A 19,967-nucleotide genomic window follows, 5' to 3' on the forward strand; every position below is an offset into this window, starting at 1 on the left:
TGGCGCACTCCTCATCCGGCGCTCGCCGGTGCGGTGGTCCCTCGGGGGAGGAGCGTGGCGGTCGGGCACCGGCGTTCCGTGACCGTGCCTCCCTCGACGAGTTCCAGCAGAGACGCGGCGACCAACTGTCCGAACAGGTGCACGTCGAGACTCATGGTGGTGAGCGGAGGCGATGCCAGGCGGCACATGCTGGAGTCGTCCCAGGCGATCAGGCTGAGGTCGCGGGGAACATCACAACCCAGATCCTTGGCCGCGGCCAGGCCCGCGACCCCCATGAGGTCGTTGTCGTAGATGATCGCTGTGGGAGGGTCGGGCCGCTCCAGTAACTTGGCGGTGAGTTTCGCCCCCGATTCCTCCGAGTAGTCCCCCTCCAGCATGACCGGCTCGACGCTGGCCGACCTCATGCTGTCGAGCAGCGCTCGGGTGCGGATCCGTGTGTGGATCAGGGCGGTGGGACCGCTGACCCGTGCGATGCGACGGTGCCCGAGCCTGCTGAGGTGGGCGACCGCTTCCCGCACCGCGCCGACGTCGTCCGTGCGGACGGCCGGGGTGTCTCCTTCCGGCTCGCCCGCCACCACGGCCGGCAGTCCGATCTCGCGAAGGACCGCGGGTCTGACGTCCTCGACCGTACGGTTCACCAGCACCACGGCGTCGACCATGCGGTTGTCCGCCCACCGGCGGTACGCGGCGATCTCGGCCTCGTGTGTGTTGACGACATGCAACAGCACGGAACGGTCGTGCTCGGCGAGCAACTCCTCGATACCCGCGATGAACTCCAGGAAGAACGGTTCCGCACCGAGCAGGCGTGGTGGCCTGGCGAGCACCAGGCCGACAGGGGTACCCGCGCTCACGTCGCGACCGCCGTCAGGGCGTTGGCGCTGCACAGCACGCCGGGAGCGGTCAGGGCGGACGGGTCGTCCAGCACCTCGGAGGTTCGCACGAGAAAGGTGTGCGACTGTCCGGCCGGCAGTGAGACCAGCATGTCGTCCACCAGGGCGTCGGCGGCGACCTTGTCGGCCAGCAGCGCGATGTCGCGGGTGAAGGAGACGGCTCGCACCTCGACCTCGTAGCCGCCGGGCAGCCTGTTGACCGCCGTGACGAGCGGCGCGGGCTCGTACACCAGGTCCCGATCCTCCGCGAACACGTGACAGACGCGGACGTCACCGACGGTCATCACCAGCACCTCCCGCTTCACGTCGGCAGGCTCGAGCAGGTCGCCGGGCAGTTCGACGGTACCCACCGACCGGGGCGGCACAACGAGGGTCAGGTCGGCGCCGGCCAGTACGTTGCCGGCGAGCGTCTGCCGGATCGCGGCAACCGTCCCCGTCCAGGCATCGTCGTGATCGTTGACGGCGATCAGAACCGTCCGGCCGTCCCTCGGCTGAACGGTGAGCAGCCGAGGCGCGAAGGCGTGCTTGAGCGCGTAGTAGAGGGGCTTGGGCCGTCCGTCGCCGTCCACCGCCGCCCAGGATGTGACCGGCCAGCAGTCGTTGAGCTGCCACACCAGCGCCCCGGCCGTGCGCGGCCACCAGGAGCGGAAGTGCTCGACGCCGAACGCGACGGCGCGGGCCTGGTTGAGCTGTGCCGCCCAGTGCCAGTCCTCGAAGGCGGCGGGCACGGAAAGGTGCGGCTCCATCCCCCGGTCGAGCTTGACGTCGCCGTTCTCGGCCTTCTGATGGAGCAGGAACCCCGGTGAGTTCGGCGTCATCGGCTCGTCGTGGATCCACCTGGTCAAGGTGCGCCAGGTAGGCGGTGCCTGGAAGCCGAACTCGGCGCAGAAGCGCGGGATGTGGTCGCGGTAGTGGGTGTAGTCGACCTTGTTCCAGACGGCCCATTCGTGCCGGGTGCCGTGGTCGTCGTCGTTCGGCCGTGAGTTGCCGGGGCTGTAGGGGCTACCGGGCGTGTAGGGCCGGGTGGGGTCGAGCTCCGCCACGATCCTCGGCAGCAGTTCCGTGTAGTAGCCGAGGCCCCAGGTGCGTCCCTGAAGTGTGTCGCGCCAGCCGGGCCACTCCGCGAAAGCCTCCAGGTTCTCGTTGTTGCCGTTCCACAGTGCCAGCGAGGGGCGGGAGACCAGGCGGGTGACGTTCTCCCGCGCCTCGGCCTCGACCTCGCTCCGCAGCGGCTCCTCCTCGGCGTAGAAGGCGCAGGCGAAGGGGAAGTCCTGCCATACGAGCACCCCCCGCTCGTCGCAGACGTCGTAGAAGTCGTCGCTCTCGTAGATGCCGCCGCCCCAGACCCGCAGCATGTTCATGTTCGCGGCCACGGCCTGGTCGACTCTCCGGGCGATCCGCTCACGATCGACTCGGGTGAGGAAGTGGTCGTCGGGAATCCAGTTGGCGCCCTTGGCGAAGACGGGCCTGCCGTTGACGACGAAGGTGAACGGGCTGCCTGTCGAGTCGGGTTCGGTGTCGAGGGCGATCGTGCGGAAGCCGACACGTCGCTGGGCGATGTCCACCGGCTGGTCGTCCTCCAGCAGCGTGACCGTCAGGTCGTACAACGGCTGGTCGCCGTAGCCGACCGGCCACCACAGTCTCACCTGCGGTACCAGCACGGTGACCGTCGCCGCGCCTCCGGACACGGGCACCTGCTCGGAACGGCCTCCCACATCGGCCCTGATGCTGTAACAGCCGTCGCGGACGCGGTCGAGCTCCACGTGTACCTCGACGCGGCCGGTGCCGTCGGCGTCCACAGTGACCAGCGGGCGTACGCGGGAGAGCCGGGCGCTGTCCCAACGCTCCAGCCCCACCGGCTTCCAGATGCCGGCCGTCTGCAGGTCGGGGCCCCAGTCCCAGCCGAATGAACAGGCCATCTTGCGGACGGCGTTGTAGGGATGAGGGTAGGCGCGCATGCGCGAGCCCAGTTTCTCCTCGACCTTCTCGGCGTGGTTCAGGGCGGAGCGGATCGTCACCACGAGTTCGTTCGCGCCGTCCTGCAGGATCTCGCCCACGTCGAAGCGATATCCGCGGTGCATGTTCGCGGTATGGCCGAGAAGCCGTCCGTTGAGGTGCACCGTCGCGACCGTGTCGATGCCGTCGAACACCAGGTCCACTCGCTCGCCAGGCCGCGCGGCCGACGTCTGGAAGGTCGTCGCGTACCTCCAGTCGGCGCGGTGCATCCACACCAGTTCCGCTTCGTTCCGGTCCAGGTACGGGTCCGGGATGAGACCCGCCGCCATGAGATCGAGGTGAGAGCCGCCCGGCACCTGCGCCGGGATGTCGCAGTCGGCGACCGCCTCCGGGACGGGTCCTCCGGCCACCCGCAGACGCCACCCATCGTGCAACATCTCGCGGATCATGAGCCCTCTTCCCTCGGGTGCCGAGTAGCCGCCTGCGAGTACTTGCTTACTTAATCTATTGAAGTTAGTCAACCTCTGAAGCGACGAGGGAATAGGGAAGCGCGACGGGCTCGGCGTCCAGCCTCTCCGGCAGACGGGCGGCCTGGCTGAGGGGCACCAGTTCCGACTCCAGCACCAGCGCGGCGGCGCCGACGGCGGAAGCGGTGGCGGCCGAGCGTGAGAGGCGTACGTCCACAGGCTGCGCGGCGCGCGAGAAGGCCGTCCGCTGAAGCTCCTGCTGGACGACGGGGAGGTAGACCGAGCCCGCGATCGCGAAGCCCGGCCCGGTCAGCACGAGGACTTCGAGGTCCATGATGTTGGCCAGGCCACGGGCCGCCGCCGCGATGTAGCGGGCCGACCTCTCCAGCAGCGCCAGGGCTCCCGGCTCGCCCCTGGAGGCCGCCCGGCTGATCGCGGCGAAGTCGGCGACGGTCGAGACGCGCCTCCGGCGGGTCCCCAGGCCGACCGCCTCGGCCAGCGCGGCGTCCGCCTGCACGGCCGTCACCACCGCCGCTGTGCCGGCCATCACCTCCGCGCAGCCCCGGGCTCCGCACCAGCACTCAGGGCCGTCCATGTCGACGCAGATGTGCCCGAATTCGCCCGCGTTCCCGTTAGGGCCGCGGTAGGTGATGCCGTTGATGACCAGGCCGGCGCCGATCCCCGTACCGAGATGGACGACCGCCGCCGATGTGGCGCCGCCGAAACCGCCCGACCAGTGCTCACCCAGCGCCGCGGCGGTGGCGTCGTTGTCGAGCACCACCGGCAGGCCCGTCGCACGCTCCAGCGCTTCGCCCAGCGGGAACCCCTCCCAGTGCCGCATGGTCGGCGGAGCGAGACCCACCCCGGGAGCGGAGCTGCGCGGACCAGGAGAGACCAGGCCGACGCCGAGCACGCGTCCGCGCTGCACCCCGATGCTCTCGATCAGCCTGGAGATCTCCTCGGCCGTCCGCGACACGACGGTGTCCGGCTCCTCCGCGCCGGCGCCGCGCCGCACGATGCGGGCCACCACGGTTCCGGCGAGATCGGTCAGGACGTACGTCATGGCGCCGTGGTCGAGATGCACACCCACCGCGTAGCGGGCGGTGTGGTTGAGCTGGAGCAGGATCCGCCGCTTGCCACCCGTCGACTCGGCGCGGCCGGTCTCCACCACCAGGCCCTCCTCGATGAGCCGGCGGACCAGCGCCGAGATCGTGGGCCCGGTGAAGCCGGTGGCGGCGACCAGCCCGACGCGGCTGATCGTGCCCGCGGCCCTGATCGCGTCCAGGACGGCGGCCTTGCTGCTCGCGTGCGGCTTCGCCCTTGCTCCTGCGCTCACTGCCACCCCGCCTTGGCCTGAATCCCGTCGGCCTGCGGCGAGCTGCAAGCCCGCTCCGAGACCCCATAGAGCCGCACCCTACGCCGGAGCCGCCTGCTCTGAAATTTTCACGACCCGTTGACTTACTTAAGTCGGCAAATTAACAATGCTCAGCATCGTTCGAGAGGACTTCGCGCTATGTCCATCAAGACACCCCGCGCGGCGGCTGGACTCGCTGCGTTGATACTGGTCGCCGGATGCTCCTCGTCCGGAGGCTCGCCGGGGCAGACGGCCGGAGCGACGTCCGGGGCAGGCGGCTCGGCGGCCTCCTCCGAGCCTCTGGTCGTGTACACCGGCGGATCAGGTGACATCCAGCCGATCTTCAACCCGTACCTGCCGGGGGCCCTCGGCGGCGGGGGAACGATCTTCGAGCCGCTGTTCTTCTACAACACCGTGCGCAGCGAGGGCGCACCCAGGCCCCGGCTCGGCGAGAGCTTCTCCTGGAACGACGACGGTACGGAGCTGTCGATCTCGCTGCGCGGCGGCGTCAAGTGGTCCGACGGCCGGCCGTTCACCGCTGACGACGTCGTGTTCACGCTGAAAATGATCACTGAGCACAAGGCCATGAACGGCACGGGCTACCAGGGCAGGGCGACCGCCACCGACGCCACCCACGTTGTGATCAAGTTCGACGAGCCGGCCTTCGTGGACGGCCCGCAGGTGCTCGGCCGGATCTGGATCGTGCCCGAGCACAGGTGGAAGGACATTCCCGACCCCACGAAGGAGCAGCTGCGCGAGCCCGTCGGCACCGGGCCCTACCTGGTGGATGAGCTCAAGCCCCAGGCGTTCACGTTGAAGGCGAACCCGGACTACTGGGGTGGCGAGCCCGCCGTGAAGAAGATCCGTTTCCCCTCGCTGTCGGGCAACCAGTCCGGCGCCACCGCGCTCAAGGCCGGCCAGATCGACTGGCAGACCGGACCGGTGCCGGACGTCGCGAACGTGGAGCAGAGCTATCCCGGGTACAAGCTGATCACCACTCCGGTGAACCAGATGGTGCTGGACACCTGCGCCAATGCCCAGCTGGGGTGCAAGGGCCCGCAGACCGACCCTGCCGTCCGCCAGGCGATCTACCATGCCGTCAACCGGACCCAGTTGAACGCGCTGGCTTTCGAGAACACCAGCGCCGAGATCTCGCCGAGCATGGCCCTGCTGCAGCGGGACCAGGCGGTCATCTCCGGCCGGCTGCAGAACAAGGTCGCGCCGATGCGACCGGACGCGGCGAGGGCGCAGCAGATCCTCGAGAGCGCGGGCTACGCGAAGGGCGCCGACGGGATCTACGTCAAGGACGGCAAGCCCGTCAAGCTGACACTCAAGACGGTCGCAGGATGGACCGACTACATCACCGCGGCCGACACACTGGGCCAGCAGCTGGCGAAGGCCGGCATCAAGGTGACCGCGCAACAGCTGTCGTACAACGAATGGGCCGACGCGCGGGGGCGTGGCGACTTCGAGCTGATGCTCGACTCGTTGTACCAGGGCCCGGCCGCCGACCCGTTCTACGTCTACAGCTACTTCTACAGCACCGACAGTACCGACAAGGTCGGCGGGACGCCCGGCCCGAACGTCAGCCGCTTCTCCGATCCTGACGTGGACAGGGCCATCGCCGAACTGAAGAAGATCAACGTCTCGGACACCGCGGCGCGGCAGCCGTACTTCGACACTATCCAGGCCCGCGTCGAGCAGTCGATGCCCTATGTCCCGCTGCTCACCCAGGGGACGATCAACATCTACAACGCCAGGAAGTTCACCGGCTGGCCGACCAAGGAGGACCTGTACGCCTTCCCGGCGGCCTGGCAGGCCCCGGACGCCTCGGAGATCTATCTACGGCTCAGGCCCACGGGCAAGTGAGCCGATGCGGTACTACCTCCGCAAGTTCGGTTTCTACCTGGCCGCCCTGTGGGCGGCGGTCACACTGAACTTCTTCATCCCCCGGATGATGCCGGGCGACCCCGTGAGCATCCTGATGGCGAAGCTGCAGCAGCGGGGCGGCTCGGTGAACCCCGAGGCTCGCAGAGCCTACGAACTGCTGCTCGGCACCGACACGGGCGAGCCGTTGACCAAGCAGTATCTGTCCTATCTCGGCAACATGCTGCACGGCGACTTCGGAATCTCGGTCAGCGCCTACCCGGTGCCCGTCTCGGAGGTCATCGCGACCTCCCTGCCCTGGACGGTCGTGCTGGTGGGCATCGCGACGGTGCTGTCGGTCCTGGTCGGCGCCGGGCTGGGAACGGTGGTGGGTTGGCGGCGGGGCACCTGGCTCGACTCGCTGGTGCCCGCGACCACGGTGCTGGCGGCGGTGCCGTACTTCTGGCTGGCGCTCGTCCTCGTCGCCGTCTTCGGTTCCGCGCTGGGCTGGTTCCCGCTCATCGGCGGCTACGACGTCGACTTCACCCCCGGGTGGAACCTCGACTTCCTCGGCTCGGCCGTCCACCACGGCATCCTGCCCGCGCTCACGATCGTGATCTCTTCGGTGGGCGGCTGGCTGCTGGGACTACGCAACATGATGGTGTCCACGTTGTCCGAGGACTACGTGCTCACCGCCACCGCGAAGGGGTTGCCGGACAGGCGCGTGATGATCTGGTACGCCGCACGCAACGCGGCACTGCCGTCGATCGCCGGGTTCGCCATCTCCCTCGGGTTCGTGGTGGCCGGCTCCATCGTCACCGAACAGGTGTTCTCCTACCCCGGCATCGGCTCCAAGCTGCTTGAGGCCGTGCAGAACAACGACTACGCGCTCATGCAGGGCATCTTCCTGGTCACGACCGTGGCGGTGCTCGGAGCCAATCTGGTGGTCGACCTGCTCTACGGCGTCGTCGACCCCCGAACCCGCGCGGGAGGGAACGCATGACCGATCCCGGTCCGGATTCCCCGGCGCCCCGGCGCGCCGCGCTGCCCCGGTTGTCGCCCAAACTGGTCACCGGGCTCGCCCTGATCACCGCGATCATCCTGTTCGGCGTCGTCGGCCCGCTCTTCGCCGGCGATCCGGACGCGATCAACGACATCGGACTGACCTCGCCCGGCGGAGGCCACGTCCTCGGCACCACGCAGATGGGCCAGGACGTGCTGGCCCAGATCGCGTACGCGACCAGGGGATCGCTTTACATCGGCGTGCTCGTCGGCGTGATGGCCACGGTCCTGTCGGCGCTGTTCGGCATCGTGGGCAGCTATGCCGGCGGCGTTGTGGACGAGGCGTTCTCCCTGTTCTCCAACGTCATGCTGGTTATACCCGGCCTCCCACTGGTCATCGTCATCTCCGCGTTCGTGCCGCCCGAGCAGCGGGGGGCGTGGACCATCGCGGTGGTGCTCGCGATCACCGGCTGGGCCGGGTCGGCCCGGGTGCTTCGCGCGCAGACGCTGACGTTGCGCAACCGGGAGTACGTCCTGGCCGCCCGCGTGGCGGGGGAGCCGGCATGGCGGATCATCACCGTCGAGATCCTGCCGAACCTCCTGCCGCTGCTGGCCTCCCAGTTCGTCTTCTCGGTGATCGCGGCGATCCTGTCAGAGGCCGGTCTGTCGTTCCTCGGGCTTGGCGCTTCGAACTCCTCCACCCTCGGCACGATGCTCTACTACGCCCAGAACGGCTTCGCGCTGCAACGCGGCGCGTGGTGGTGGTTCGCGCCACCGGGCCTGATCATCGCGCTGTTCGGATGCGGCCTCGCACTGATCAACTTCAGCATCGACGAGATCACCAACCCCAAGCTGCGCGCCGTACCACGCCGGATCCGGCACCCGCGGCGCGAGCCTGCGCCGGTCGGGCGGCCCTCGCAGGACGTCGTCGTGAGTGTGCGGAACCTGTCGGTGACCTACGGAAACACGGTACAGGCGGTCAAGGACGTGTCGCTGGAGGTACGGCGGGGCGAGATTCTGGGCCTGGCCGGCGAGTCGGGCAGCGGCAAGACGACGCTCGCATACGCGATCAACCGCCTGCACCGGCCGCCGGCGGAGGTCACCGCCGGATCGGTCACCTTTCATCACCGGGACGGAGGGGACACCGACATGCTCGCCCTGCCGTCCGGCGAGCTGCGGGCCTTCCGGTGGTCGCAGATGTCGGTGGTGTTCCAGGGAGCGATGAACTCGCTGAACCCTGTCATGACGATCCGGGCGCAACTGGAGGACGTGCTCACCACGCATCGCCCCCAGCTCTCGCGGAGCGATCGCCGGGCGCGCTGCGCCAGGGCGTTGGAGCTGGTGGGCGTGGACCCCGCGCGGCTGCGCTCCTACCCCCACGAGCTGTCCGGAGGCATGCGGCAGCGCGTCATGATCGCAATGGCCATGCTGCTCGACCCGCAAGTCATGATCATGGACGAGCCGACCAGCGCCCTGGACGTGGTGGTGCAACGAGGCATCCTCCGCGAGATCCTGCGCCTGCGCGACGAGCTGGGATTCGGGATCGTGCTCATCACCCACGACCTTCCCCTTCTGCTTGAGGTCAGCGACCGCATCGCCGTGATGCTGGGCGGGGAGATCGTCGAGTGCGCGGCGGCCGAGGAAATCCTCGCCAGACCCCGCCATCCCTATACCCGGCGCCTGCTCGAAGCGTTCCCCAGCCTCACGGGTGAGCGCGGCGCGTTCGTCCGCACCGGTGAGGCCACCGGAGGTGCACGGTGACCACGCTCGACGTGCGGGACCTCGTCAAGGACTTCCGCATCCGGACCGGTCTGCGCGGACGGCGGCTGCGGGCCGTGGACCACGTCTCGTTCACGCTTTCGCCCGGTCGTACGGTCGCCCTGGTCGGGGAGTCGGGTTCGGGCAAGTCCACGATCGCCAGGATCATCGCCCGGCTGGAACGGCCCACCGCCGGACAGGTCGTCTTGAACGACGACGGCGGCCGGGTGTCCGATCGGGCGTACCGCGACCACGTGCAGATGGTGTTCCAGGACCCGTTCTCCTCGCTGAACCCCTTCCACACCGTGGAGCACCATCTGATCCGCCCGCTGCTGCTGCACGGGCAGGCCCGCACCGGAGCCGAGGCCCGGGAGAAGGCCGGCGACCTGCTGGAACGGGTCAACCTACCGGCACGCGACATCGTCCACCGCCGCCCGCACGAGCTGTCCGGCGGCCAGCGGCAGCGGGTCGCCATCGCCCGCGCGCTCGCGCCGGGGGCGAAGGTGATCGTGGCCGACGAGCCCGTGTCCATGCTGGACGTCTCCATCCGGCTGGGCGTGCTGAACCTGCTGGCGCGCCTGCAGCGCGAGGAGAACCTCGCCGTCCTCTACATCACACACGACCTGGCCACCGCACGGCACTTCTCCGACGACATCCTCGTGCTCTACCGGGGCCGGGTCGTGGAGCGCGGCCCGGCCGACGAGGTCATCCTCGCCCCGCGGCACCCCTATACCCGGCTCCTGGCCGCCGCCTCGCCGGACCCGGAGGCGCGCGGCCGTTCGTTCGACATCGATGCGGCGGCTGTCGTGGCCGCCGGCGAGGCTCCCGCCTACGACCATCGGATCCAGTCGTGAGGCGGCAGATCTCCGGATCCGCAAAGGAGAAAGAGGAAAGCCCCATGAAACACCGCGTCGCGTTAGTGACGGCGGCCGTCGGCCTCGTGGCCGCGGGCGCCGCGCTCGTGAATGCACCGGCCTCGGCCGCCGCCGGCGGCTGCTCAGTGAAATACAAGGTCGCAGGTGAGTGGTCGGGCGGCTTCCAGGGTGACGTCTCGATCACCAATCTGGGCGACCCGCTGACCAGCTGGACGCTGGAGTTCGATTTCCCCAGTGCCGGTCAGGGTGTGAACAATGGCTGGAGCGCCGGCTGGTCGCAGTCCGGCACGCACGTCACCGCCAAGAGCCTGAGCTGGAATGCCAACGTGGCCACCGGCGCCTCGGTGTCGATCGGCTTCATCGGCAAGTGGAGCGGGAGCAACCCGGTTCCCACCGCGTTCAAGGTCAATGGCGTCGCCTGCACCGGCCAGTCCCCCAGCCCCAGCCCCAGCGCAAGTCCCAGCGCGAGCCCCAGCGCGAGCCCCAGCTCAAGCCCCAGCCCTGATCCCGTTGGCCCCGCACCCCAGGTGCACGTCTCCGGCAACAAGATCGTGACGGCGGCCGGGAAGCCGTACCGGCTGCTGGGCGTCTCCCGCTCCAGCGGCGAGTTCGCCTGCGTCCAGGGCAAGGGGATGTGGGACTCCGGCCCGGTGGACCAGGCGTCGGTCGACGCGATGAAGAGCTGGAACATCCACGCCGTCCGCATCCCACTCAACGAGGAGTGCTGGCTCGGCCTCAACGGCTCGCCCAGCGGCGCCCCCTACCAGCAGGAGGTCAAGAAGTACGCGGACCTGCTGGTCGCCAACGGCATCACGCCGATCCTCGACCTGCACTGGACCTCGGGCGCCTTCAGCAACGGACCGGACTGGCACTGCAAGGACGCCACCGCGACGTGCCAGAAGCCGATGCCGGACGCGCAGTACGCTCCCCAGTTCTGGACCGGCGTCGCGAAGACCTTCAAGGGCAACAACGCGGTGGTCTTCGATCTGTTCAACGAGCCGTACCCGGAGGTCGGCAGCGACTGGAACAAGACCCTGGGCTGGCAGTGCCTGCGAGACGGCGGCACCTGCACCGGCATTCCCTATGAGGTGGCCGGCATGCAGGACCTCGTCGACGCGGTCCGGGCGACCGGCGCGACCAACCTCCTCATGGTGGGCGGCCTGGAGTGGGCCAACGACATGCGGGAGTGGCTGGCGTACAAGCCGAACGACCCGCTGAACAACATCGCCGCATCCTGGCACTCCTACAGCTTCAACGCCTGCGCCACGGCGGCCTGCTGGGACAGCCAGGTCGCTCCGCTCGTCGCGAAGGTCCCCGTGGTGACCGGTGAGTTCGGCGCGGACAACTGCGGCTACGACTACATGGACCAGCTCACGAAGTGGGCGGACAAGAACGGCGTGTCGTACCTCGCCTGGACCTGGAGCCCGTGGGGCTGTAGCACGGGCGCGGTGCTCATCAAGGACTACGCCGGCACCCCCGAGCCTGGCATCGGCGAGGGCTACAAGGCGCACCTGCTCACCCAGAACCCGTACGCGTGATCACCTGTCCTGACCGCAGGTGACTGTGCCGGGCCCAGCCACCGGACCGCGGTGGCTGGGCCCTTAACGGCTCGCCAAGGAGCGTCACATGACCAACCCTCGTATGCACGCCTTCAGGAGCCGTCTGGGCGGCCTGGCCTACGGAGGCGACTACAACCCTGAGCAGTGGGACCGCGCCACCTGGCGGGAGGACGTCCGGCTGATGCGTGAGGCCGGGGTGAACCTGGTCTCGCTGGGGATCTTCGCCTGGGTCGCGATCGAACCGGAGCCCGGGGAGTACGAGTTCGGCTGGCTCGACGAGGTCATGGACCTCCTGCACGAGGGCGGCGTCAGCGTCAACCTGGCCACCCCCACCGCCGTGCCGCCCGCCTGGCTCACCCAACTGCACCCGGAGGTCTTCCCCATCATGGAGGACGGCCGGCCTCTCGGCTTGGGCAGCCGTCAGCACTTCGACCATGCCTCCCCTGTCTACCGTGAGTACGCCGCGAACATCGTCACCCGGCTCGCCGAGCGCTACTCCTTCCACCCGGCTCTCGCGATGTGGCATGTCAACAACGAGTACGGCCCCACGTCGTACAGCCAGGCCGCCGCCGGCGGCTTCCGCCGCTGGCTCCGGCGCAGGTACGGCGACCTCGCCGGCCTCAACGCCGCCTGGACCACCAGCTTCTGGGGCCAGGTCTACACGGACTGGAACCAGATCGAGGTGGCCAACGTCATGAACGTCTGGATGAACCCCGCTCGCCGCCTCGACTTCCGGCGCTTCACCTCCGACTCCCTGCTCGAGTGCTACCTCGCCGAGCGTGACATCCTCCGCTCCTTCCGCGACGACATCCCCGTCATGACCAACCTGATGTCCTTCTACCCGCACGCGGACTACTGGAGGTGGGCATCGGAACAGGACGTCGCCGCCCTCGACGTCTACCCCGACCCCGGCGATTCCGAATCGTACATATCGACCGCATTCCACTACGACATGTTCCGCTCACTGAAGAACGGTCAGCCGTGGATGGTCATGGAGCAGGCCGTGAGCGCCGTCAACTGGAGAGACGTCAACCTGGCCAAGGAACCTGGGCGGATGCGGCTCGGCTCGCTGCAGGCGCTGGCACGTGGATCCGACTCGGTGATGTTCTTCCAGTGGCGGGCCGCCCGGGGCGGGGTGGAGCGCTTCCATTCCGCGATGGTTCCTCACTCCGGGCCGGACTCGCGGACCTTCCGGGAGATCGCCGACCTGGGACGCGAGCTGAGCCTCCTCGCCCCGGTGGCGGGTACGACCATGAGGTGCGCCGACGTCGCGATCCTGTTCGACTGGGATGGCCGGTGGGGGCTGGAGGACACCGGATGGCTGCCCCGTGACGACTTCGACTATGGCGAGATCGTGCTGCGCCACCATCGGCCGCTCTGGGAACACCACCACACGATCGACGTCGTGTCTCCCGGAAGCGACCTGGCGCCGTACAAGGTCCTGATCATCCCCAACGCGTACCTGATCGACGACGAGGGCGTCGCGGCCGTCACCGAGTTCGCCCGCGCCGGTGGCACCGTCGTCATGTCCTTCTTCTCAGGGGTCGTGGACGAGTGCGACCGCGTCCGCCCCCACGGCTATCCGGGGGCATTCCGCCACCTCATCGGGGCAAAGATCGACGAGTACTGGCCGGCGCGTCCCGGAGAGCGGTTCGCGGTCCGGTTCGCCGACGGGCGCACCGCCACCGCGAGCTGGTGGCGGGAGGACATTCATCTGGAAACCGGCACCGCGCTGGCGAGATACGCCGACGCGCCGCTGGCAGAGCGCGCCGCGATCGTCGAGAACGCCTACGGCTCCGGCCGGGTCGTCTACTTCTCGACTCTCCTGGACGACGCCGCCTTCCATGCCGTCCTTCTGGAGCAGATCCGGATGGCCGGGGTCACGGATCCCTTCCCGGGCCTGCCCACCCACGTCGAGTGCACGGTACGGGAGGGCGATCGGAACGAGTACCTCTTCCTGCTCAACCACAGCCCCGACGTGGACGTCGCCGTTCCCCTGGACCGCTCGGGCATCGACCTGCTGACGGGCGCCGCGGCAACCGGGGAGATCACATTGGCTCCCCTCGGCGCCGCCGTCATCCAGACGACACGGCGCACCAGCGGAGAAGGACCGCGGTGACCCCGACCGGATTCGGGCGCCCCTCCTGATAGACGGCTGCGGCGACGTCAGGCTCGTACGTCCAGTTCGAGGAGGGCCAGCTCGCCCTGCAGGACAAGCACGGCGCCGCCGATCGCCGCCGCGTCCGAGCTGTTGACCGAGGTGACCACCCGGACCGGGTGCGCCCGCCGGGCGAAGGTACGCCGTTGCACCTCCTCCTCGATCACCGACTGGTAGATCGACGCTGCGGCGGTGAAACTGGGGCCGGCGAGCACGATCAGGTCGAGGTCGAACAGGCTCGTCATCGTGACGGCGGCGGTACCCAGATGGCGGGCGGAGCGCTCGATCAAGGTCCGTGCCGCTGGGTCTCCGGCGACGGCGGCGGTCGCGATGCGGGCGAACCCGCTCATGACGTCGGTATCCGCAGGGTCGAGTTCAAGCCGTTGACCGAGGCTCGATTCCTTCAGCGCCTGCCTTATCACGGCGGCGGGTTCCACATAGTTTCCAAGGCAGCCGTAGTTGCCGCAATCGCATGGTCCTCCATTGAAGTCGATGGTGATGTGGCCGATCTCGACGGCGTTGGAAGAGACGCCGCGGTACACCTCGCCGTCGATGACGACGCCCCCGCCGAGGCCACTGGCCATGTAGAGGCACCCGTATGTACCGGACTCCACCGCCCCCAGCCAGTACTCGCCGATCGCCGCGGCCGCCGCGTCGTTGTCGAGCAGCACCGGCAGGCCCAGGAGTTCGGACAGGCGCGGCGCGACCGGATATCGGAACCACTCGGCGGTCGGCTGGTGGGTCAGCAACACGCCCGCCTGCCGGTCCTGTGGTCCGTAGGTCGCCAGCCCCACGCCGAGCACTCTGCCGCGATCGACTCCGGCGGTCTCGATCAGGGCGTCCACACGCGAGGCCACCAGCGAGAGTGCCTGCTCGGGAGGCAGCAGCGCCGTTCCGGGGAACGCGGTCCTGGCCACCTGCCGGCCGGTCAGATCGACGATGACGATGATGCAGATGTTGCGTTCGAACAGCACTCCCACGGCGTACCGGGCGTGCGGGTTGATCTGCAGCAGCGTCGGAGGCTTGCCTCCGGTCGACGCGCCGCGCCCGACCTCGACGACCAGCCCCAGGTCCATGAGCTCACGAACGACCTGGGTGATGGTCGCCGCCGTGACTCCGGTGTCGGCGGCGAGCTCGACCCGGCTGATGGTGCGTGCCTTCCGGATCCTGTTGAGCACGATGCCGCGGGTCTTCGGCCTCCCCGCCCCGATGGGGCTGGTCGCCATTCGGCCTCCCTTGAAGCCACCGACCGACCACAGGTGCGAGGCTCGGTGGGGACGTGTCTCACGTGATTCAGCGACAACGGTTCATCGATCAATCAATGAACTATTTTCCCACCGTCCCATGGAGTTGTCGTATCCGGCCACGTGACCGGCAGTGGCGACCGCGCTGAGATCGATGTCGAGTGATCGGCGACGCCGACCACGCGCCTGTTGTAGCGATGGAGCGACTGCAATCGATAGGCAGGAGGAGAGGGGATGACTCCGGCGGTTGTGGGGGATCGAATGGAACCTGACGTCGGAGAGCGGCCAGATGACGATGCCCGAGCGGCAAGGGCACGGATCACTTCGCTCGTGCAGCGCGCGGGCAGCAAGCTGCTGGAGCTGTCGCCACATGCAGTGGTGGTGACTCTATGCGTCAGTGCCCTGGCGCCCCTGGCATCTGTGGGAGCCACCGGCCTTGCAGCAGCGGGAGTCCAAGTAATCTCTGGGGTCGGAGGCAACATCCTGGCCGACGTCATCGGCAAATCGATGCAGGCTTTGCGACGCCGTACCGCCGGTCACCAACCCTCGCTTGAGGCAGTTGAGCACGAGATTACCGAAAGGCTTTTGGAAGCGCTCGACGCCAATGATGAGCAAGCACGCCACTTGCGTGAGGAGATCGCTGGCCTGCTTCATCGGATCGATGCAGCAGGGGCGGCCTTGGAAGCCGCGGTGACGAGCGGCGACCAGCGATTGCAGGATCATCTCACCAGGGCGTTCGCGGAGTTGGGTGCGAGCTTCGCCGAGTTCCGGTCGCTGCTGGGGGACATCGACAGGAAAGCCACCCAGCTCCAGGAGAGCCTGTACCGTCAGGAGGCCCTGCAGCGCCATGACCGGGACATCGCGCTTCAGCAGTCGGTCCAATTGACCTTGATCCGCGAACAGATATCCGTCATCGAACGGCGAACCCGGCAGGAATCCCTGGAGGAGTCCGTCCATCCTCCCTGGCTGGACGGCTGTCCCTACAGAGGGCTGTGGCCATTCGAGGAGAACCACGAGACGATTTTCTACGGCCGGGAGCAGACGACGGCCAAGCTGCTCGGCAGGCTGGCTGAACGCCTGTCCCTTCCGGGACTCGTGATGGTCACCGGAGCCTCCGGCGCAGGCAAGTCGTCCCTTCTCCGTGCGGGGCTGCTGCCCGCGTTGGCACGGGGCCTGCTCCCAGGCGCGCCCGGCTCGGAGCAGTGGCCGCGTCTGGTGATGAACGCGACCTCGACGCCACTCGACGAACTCGCGGTCCGTCTCAGCGTTCTGAGTGGACTGGAGCCCGGCGCGGTGCGCCGCTCTCTGGAGTCCAATCCACAGGACGCGCACATGACTGTACGGCATGCCGTCCTCGCCGACGCCGCTCGGCGCAATCGGCGCGAGGCAGGGCGGCTCGTCCTGGTCGTCGATCAGTTCGAGGAGGTCTTTCTGTCGGCGAGCATGGCCGACCGGCAGACGTTCATCGCGGCGCTGGCGGCGGCCACAGGACTGGCGCCGGGAGGAGATCCGGCCGCGCTGGTGCTCCTGGGAGTGCGCGGCGACTTCGTCGCCGAGTGCGGTGCTCATCCCGAGCTCGCCAACGCTGTGGAGAGCGCTCAATTCCTGGTCGGCCCTATGACCGAGTCCGAGCTCCGCCGTGCCATCACCGGGCCCGCGGCTGCCGCCGGCCTGGAGCTGGAACCAGGCCTGGTCGACATCGTCCTAGGCGATCTGCGCTCGCATGCCGGTACGGACCGGTACGGCGCCGGCGTCCTGCCGTTGCTTTCCCAGGCCATGCTCCTCACCTGGGAGAAACGTGAGGGTCACACGCTGACCAGCCGCGGCTACGGGCTGACCGGAGGAGTCTCACATGCCGTCCGGTCAACCGCCGAGACCGTCTACAGCGAGCTGTCCGCCGATCGGCAGCGGATCACGCGCCAGATCTTCCTGCAGTTGGCCGTCATCGGCCCGAACGGCCGGCCGGCCCGTCGTCGCGCAACCCGAGCCGAGCTGTATGGCGAGCATGGAGCGAATCGCCACCGAGACGTAGATGCTGTGTTGAACGCCTTCTCCACCCGACGGCTGGTCGTGCTGAACGCTGACGCAGTCGAGATAGCTCACGATGCGCTGCTGAGCGAGTGGCCCAAGCTCGCCTCCTGGCTGGAAGAGGGACGAAGCGACCACATCGTCTTCCGGCAGTTCCTTGACGCTGCCGACGACTGGCACAAGGGCCGGGACTCGTCGTTTCTCTACCAGGGCACACGCCTGGCCGCGATCACAGAGGCTTTCCCGCGCTGGAACGCCGATGATCTTCGGCGCTCCCTCCTGACCGGGATGCATCGGGCGTTTCTTCATGAAAGCGAAAGGGCGGCCACCAGAAGGGCACGGATCCGCCGCGTGATCACCGCCTCCCTCGCTGTCCTGTCGCTCGTATCTCTCGGGGGCAGTCTGATCGCCGCGGATCAGGCCGGCGAGGCCACCCGCCAGAAGAACGCCGCCCTGTCGCGGGAGCTCGCCCAGCGGAGCGAGACCCTGAGCGAGAGGGATCCTGCCCTGTCGCGGTTGCTCGCCGCCACAGCCTGGAAGATCGGCAACACCCCTGAAGCATGGCGGAGCATGGTCGGCGCGGTGTTCGACCCCGCTCGCGCCGTGTTCACCGGCCACACCAGCCACCTCGGAGATGTGGCGTACAGCCCCCACGTGGCCTTCAGCCCAGACGGCAGAGTCGTGGCCTCCGCGCAGGGCGACATCATCCAGCTGTGGGACACCCACGCCGGGCGGCCGATCGGACGTCCGATGACCACGCCGAAGGCACCGGTCAACCAGGTGGCCTTCAGCCGTGAGGGCGCGCTCCTCGTCAGCGCCAGCGGCTCCAGCACGATCGACTCCGCGGGCGGGCAGATCTGCGTCTGGGATGTCGCCACCCAGCGCCTGGCCGGTGACCCGCTCACCGCCACGACCGACTTCCCCGATCAGACCGTCACCTTCTCCGCACTGGCGCTCAGCCCCGACGGCAGGACCCTGGCCGCCAGCGGCGACGGCGACATGTTCCTGTGGGACCTGGCCACCCGGCGCCAGATCGCCCGATTCACCGCCACATCGGCCAACCACATCGCCTTCAGTCCGGACGGACGCAGCCTCGCAAGCGCCGAGGACGACGGGACCGTACGTCTCTGGGATGTGGCCGGACAACGAGAGATCGGCCCGGACATGGTCAACCGCACCGGCAACATCGAGGCATGGAAGGTCGCCTTCAGCCCCGACGGAGTGACCCTGTTCAGCACGGACAGCGACGACACCGTGCGCTTCTGGGACACCGCCACACACCGCCAGGTCGGAGAGCCCATCACCAAGGCCGGTCCGGCACTGGCCCTGAGCCCGGACGGCACGATCCTGGCGACCGGCGGCGTCGACGACGCGGTCGTGCTGTGGGACGTGACGACCCGCCGTCCGCTCGGCCAGCCACTCATCGGGCACACCGGCAGCCCCCAGGATGTCGCGTTCTCGCCCGACGGTAAGACTTTGGCCAGCATCGGTTCCGACGGAACCGTCCGCATCTGGGACCTCACCACCGGCCGGCAGATCGGCCGCTCTGTCACCGCCCCCGGCACCGGCTCCATCTACGCCATGGCGTTGAGCCCGGACGGTGGGGCCTTGGCCACATCCAGTGTCGTCGGTGCGCGACTGTGGAACCTCGCCGCACGCAGGAACCTCGGCGAAACCGTGGCGAAGGAGAAGCTGGGAAACGGCGGTCCAGTGGCGTTCAGCCCGGACGGCCAGGTGCTGGCGACCGGCGAGACCGACGGCGCCATCCGCCTGTGGAACGTCGACACCCAGCACCAGATCGGCTCGCCCCTGTCCGGTCACCGTGCCGGCTCCGCCGGTACCGCATGGGTGCTCGCTCTGGCCTTCAGTCCCAATGGCGGGCTCCTCGCCAGCACCGGGTTCGACGACACGCTCCGTTTCTGGGATGTGCGCACCCACCGGCAGATAGGCCCGGCGCTGCCGGGCGCCGGCGGCTCCGCGCTCGCCTTCAGCCCTGACGGAAGGTACGTCGCCGCTGGCATGCCTGACGGGACGATCCGCCTACTCGACGTCAGCACTCACCGCCAGATCACCGCGCCGCTTCGCGGCCACACGGACGAAGTCACGGGGGTGACCTTCAACGCGGACGGCACCATCCTCGCCGGCGCGAGTACTGACCGCACAATCAGCCTCTGGGATACGCGCACGCGCCAGCCGATCGGGCAACCGCTGGTCGGGCACACGGACACGGTCCGGATGGTGTCCTTCGCCCCGGACGGCCGCCTGCTGGCGAGCGCCGGAGAAGACGGGACCATCCGGCTGTGGGACGCCCGCACGGGCCAGCAGATCGGCAAGCCGTTGACCGGCCACGACCAGGACGTCTCAGGCGTTGCGTTCACTCCTGATGGCAGGACCCTCGTGAGCACGGGATACGACAAGACGATCCGCCTGTGGAATGTGGCTCGACCTGGAGATTTGTTCGCGACGGTCTGCGCACTGGCACAACGCGCGATCACCCGGGAAGAATGGGACCTCTACGTACCGGGCGAGACTTATACGCCCATCTGCGCTGGCGCCCACGGCGTGAGATGAGGAGCGGCCGTGCGCTGGCCTATCTGGTGCACAGATTCCTCGGCGAGTGGTTCGGCAGCGTGCTGTTCACGTAAGCCTTCGGCTACCTCGTCATGCTGGCCCCCAGCTTGGGACGCGGTCCCAAGTTGAGCACCTTGGCGTAGTTACTATTCCTGGGTCGACCCACGGGGCGACCGCCAAGGCGATCGGCAGTACTTTCCCGCGATCGAATCATGCTCGTCGAGCACGCTCAGCACGTG

General features: G+C 68.5%; 11 protein-coding genes. 7 read left to right on the top strand and 4 right to left on the bottom strand.

The genetic code is table 11. The annotated features are described in order from the left end of the window. Window positions 1-11 precede the first annotated feature (11 nt). The 3 genes from HHX33_RS20660 to HHX33_RS20670 all read right to left on the bottom strand — a co-directional run bounded on the left by HHX33_RS20660 (window position 12) and on the right by HHX33_RS20670 (window position 4,649). Window positions 12-851 carry a LacI family DNA-binding transcriptional regulator gene (locus tag HHX33_RS20660; RefSeq protein ID WP_182876050.1) on the bottom strand — a complete coding sequence of 280 codons (840 nt, stop codon included), beginning with the start codon at window positions 849-851 and terminating at the stop codon, window positions 12-14. After that, complete coding sequence (locus HHX33_RS20665; protein ID WP_182876051.1) at window positions 848-3,295, bottom strand: glycoside hydrolase family 2 protein; 2,448 nt, start codon at window positions 3,293-3,295, stop codon at window positions 848-850. The genes HHX33_RS20660 and HHX33_RS20665 overlap by 4 nt, the downstream gene beginning before the upstream one ends. A 64-nt stretch (window positions 3,296-3,359) precedes the next feature. Then, complete coding sequence (locus HHX33_RS20670; protein ID WP_182876052.1) at window positions 3,360-4,649, bottom strand: ROK family transcriptional regulator; 1,290 nt, start codon at window positions 4,647-4,649, stop codon at window positions 3,360-3,362. 177 nt (window positions 4,650-4,826) lie between these two features. On the opposite strand from HHX33_RS20670, the gene HHX33_RS20675 reads away from it, so the two are divergent. The 6 genes from HHX33_RS20675 (at window position 4,827) to HHX33_RS20700 (ending at window position 13,846) form a co-directional block, all read left to right on the top strand. Further along, on the top strand, window positions 4,827-6,536 hold the full coding sequence (locus tag HHX33_RS20675) for an ABC transporter substrate-binding protein (protein ID WP_182876053.1): 1,710 nt from the start codon (window positions 4,827-4,829) through the stop codon (window positions 6,534-6,536). Between the two features lie 4 nt (window positions 6,537-6,540). After that, entirely contained in the window at window positions 6,541-7,536 is a 996-nt protein-coding gene (locus HHX33_RS20680) for an ABC transporter permease (RefSeq protein ID WP_182876054.1), read from the top strand. Beyond that, the gene (locus tag HHX33_RS20685) at window positions 7,533-9,296 is read left to right on the top strand and encodes a dipeptide/oligopeptide/nickel ABC transporter permease/ATP-binding protein (protein ID WP_182876055.1); all 1,764 of its coding nucleotides are present in this window, start codon (window positions 7,533-7,535) and stop codon (window positions 9,294-9,296) included. The genes HHX33_RS20680 and HHX33_RS20685 overlap by 4 nt, the downstream gene beginning before the upstream one ends. Beyond that, a complete protein-coding gene (locus HHX33_RS20690) occupies window positions 9,293-10,147 on the top strand; it encodes an ABC transporter ATP-binding protein (RefSeq protein WP_182876056.1) in 855 nt (284 codons plus the stop codon). Before HHX33_RS20685 ends, HHX33_RS20690 begins: the two co-directional genes overlap by 4 nt. 44 nt (window positions 10,148-10,191) lie before the next feature. Then, window positions 10,192-11,706 carry a cellulase family glycosylhydrolase gene (locus tag HHX33_RS20695; protein WP_182876057.1) on the top strand — a complete coding sequence of 505 codons (1,515 nt, stop codon included), beginning with the start codon at window positions 10,192-10,194 and terminating at the stop codon, window positions 11,704-11,706. Window positions 11,707-11,794: 88 nt separating this feature from the next. Beyond that, the gene (locus HHX33_RS20700; RefSeq protein ID WP_259402671.1) at window positions 11,795-13,846 is read left to right on the top strand and encodes a beta-galactosidase; all 2,052 of its coding nucleotides are present in this window, start codon (window positions 11,795-11,797) and stop codon (window positions 13,844-13,846) included. A gap of 47 nt (window positions 13,847-13,893) precedes the next feature. On the opposite strand, the gene HHX33_RS20705 is transcribed toward HHX33_RS20700, so the two are convergent. Further along, window positions 13,894-15,111: an ROK family transcriptional regulator gene (locus tag HHX33_RS20705; RefSeq protein ID WP_182876058.1), complete on the bottom strand. Its 1,218-nt coding sequence runs from the start codon at window positions 15,109-15,111 to the stop codon at window positions 13,894-13,896. 279 nt (window positions 15,112-15,390) lie between these two features. On the opposite strand from HHX33_RS20705, the gene HHX33_RS20710 reads away from it, so the two are divergent. Next, window positions 15,391-19,728, top strand: coding sequence for an AAA family ATPase (locus HHX33_RS20710; protein WP_182876059.1), 4,338 nt, complete (start codon window positions 15,391-15,393; stop codon window positions 19,726-19,728). Window positions 19,729-19,967 lie beyond the last annotated feature (239 nt).

The organism is Microbispora sp. H10670, from assembly GCF_014161385.1.
Taxonomy (GTDB): Bacteria; Actinomycetota; Actinomycetes; order Streptosporangiales; family Streptosporangiaceae; genus Microbispora; species Microbispora triticiradicis.

Coding starts and splice junctions, on each gene's coding strand:
- HHX33_RS20665 (WP_182876051.1), bottom strand. CDS start 3,295: ATGATCCGCGAGATGTTGCACGATGGGTGGCGTCTGCGGGTGGCCGGA.
- HHX33_RS20675 (WP_182876053.1), top strand. CDS start 4,827: ATGTCCATCAAGACACCCCGCGCGGCGGCTGGACTCGCTGCGTTGATA.
- HHX33_RS20680 (WP_182876054.1), top strand. CDS start 6,541: ATGCGGTACTACCTCCGCAAGTTCGGTTTCTACCTGGCCGCCCTGTGG.
- HHX33_RS20685 (WP_182876055.1), top strand. CDS start 7,533: ATGACCGATCCCGGTCCGGATTCCCCGGCGCCCCGGCGCGCCGCGCTG.
- HHX33_RS20695 (WP_182876057.1), top strand. CDS start 10,192: ATGAAACACCGCGTCGCGTTAGTGACGGCGGCCGTCGGCCTCGTGGCC.
- HHX33_RS20700 (WP_259402671.1), top strand. CDS start 11,795: ATGACCAACCCTCGTATGCACGCCTTCAGGAGCCGTCTGGGCGGCCTG.
- HHX33_RS20705 (WP_182876058.1), bottom strand. CDS start 15,111: ATGGCGACCAGCCCCATCGGGGCGGGGAGGCCGAAGACCCGCGGCATC.
- HHX33_RS20710 (WP_182876059.1), top strand. CDS start 15,391: ATGGAACCTGACGTCGGAGAGCGGCCAGATGACGATGCCCGAGCGGCA.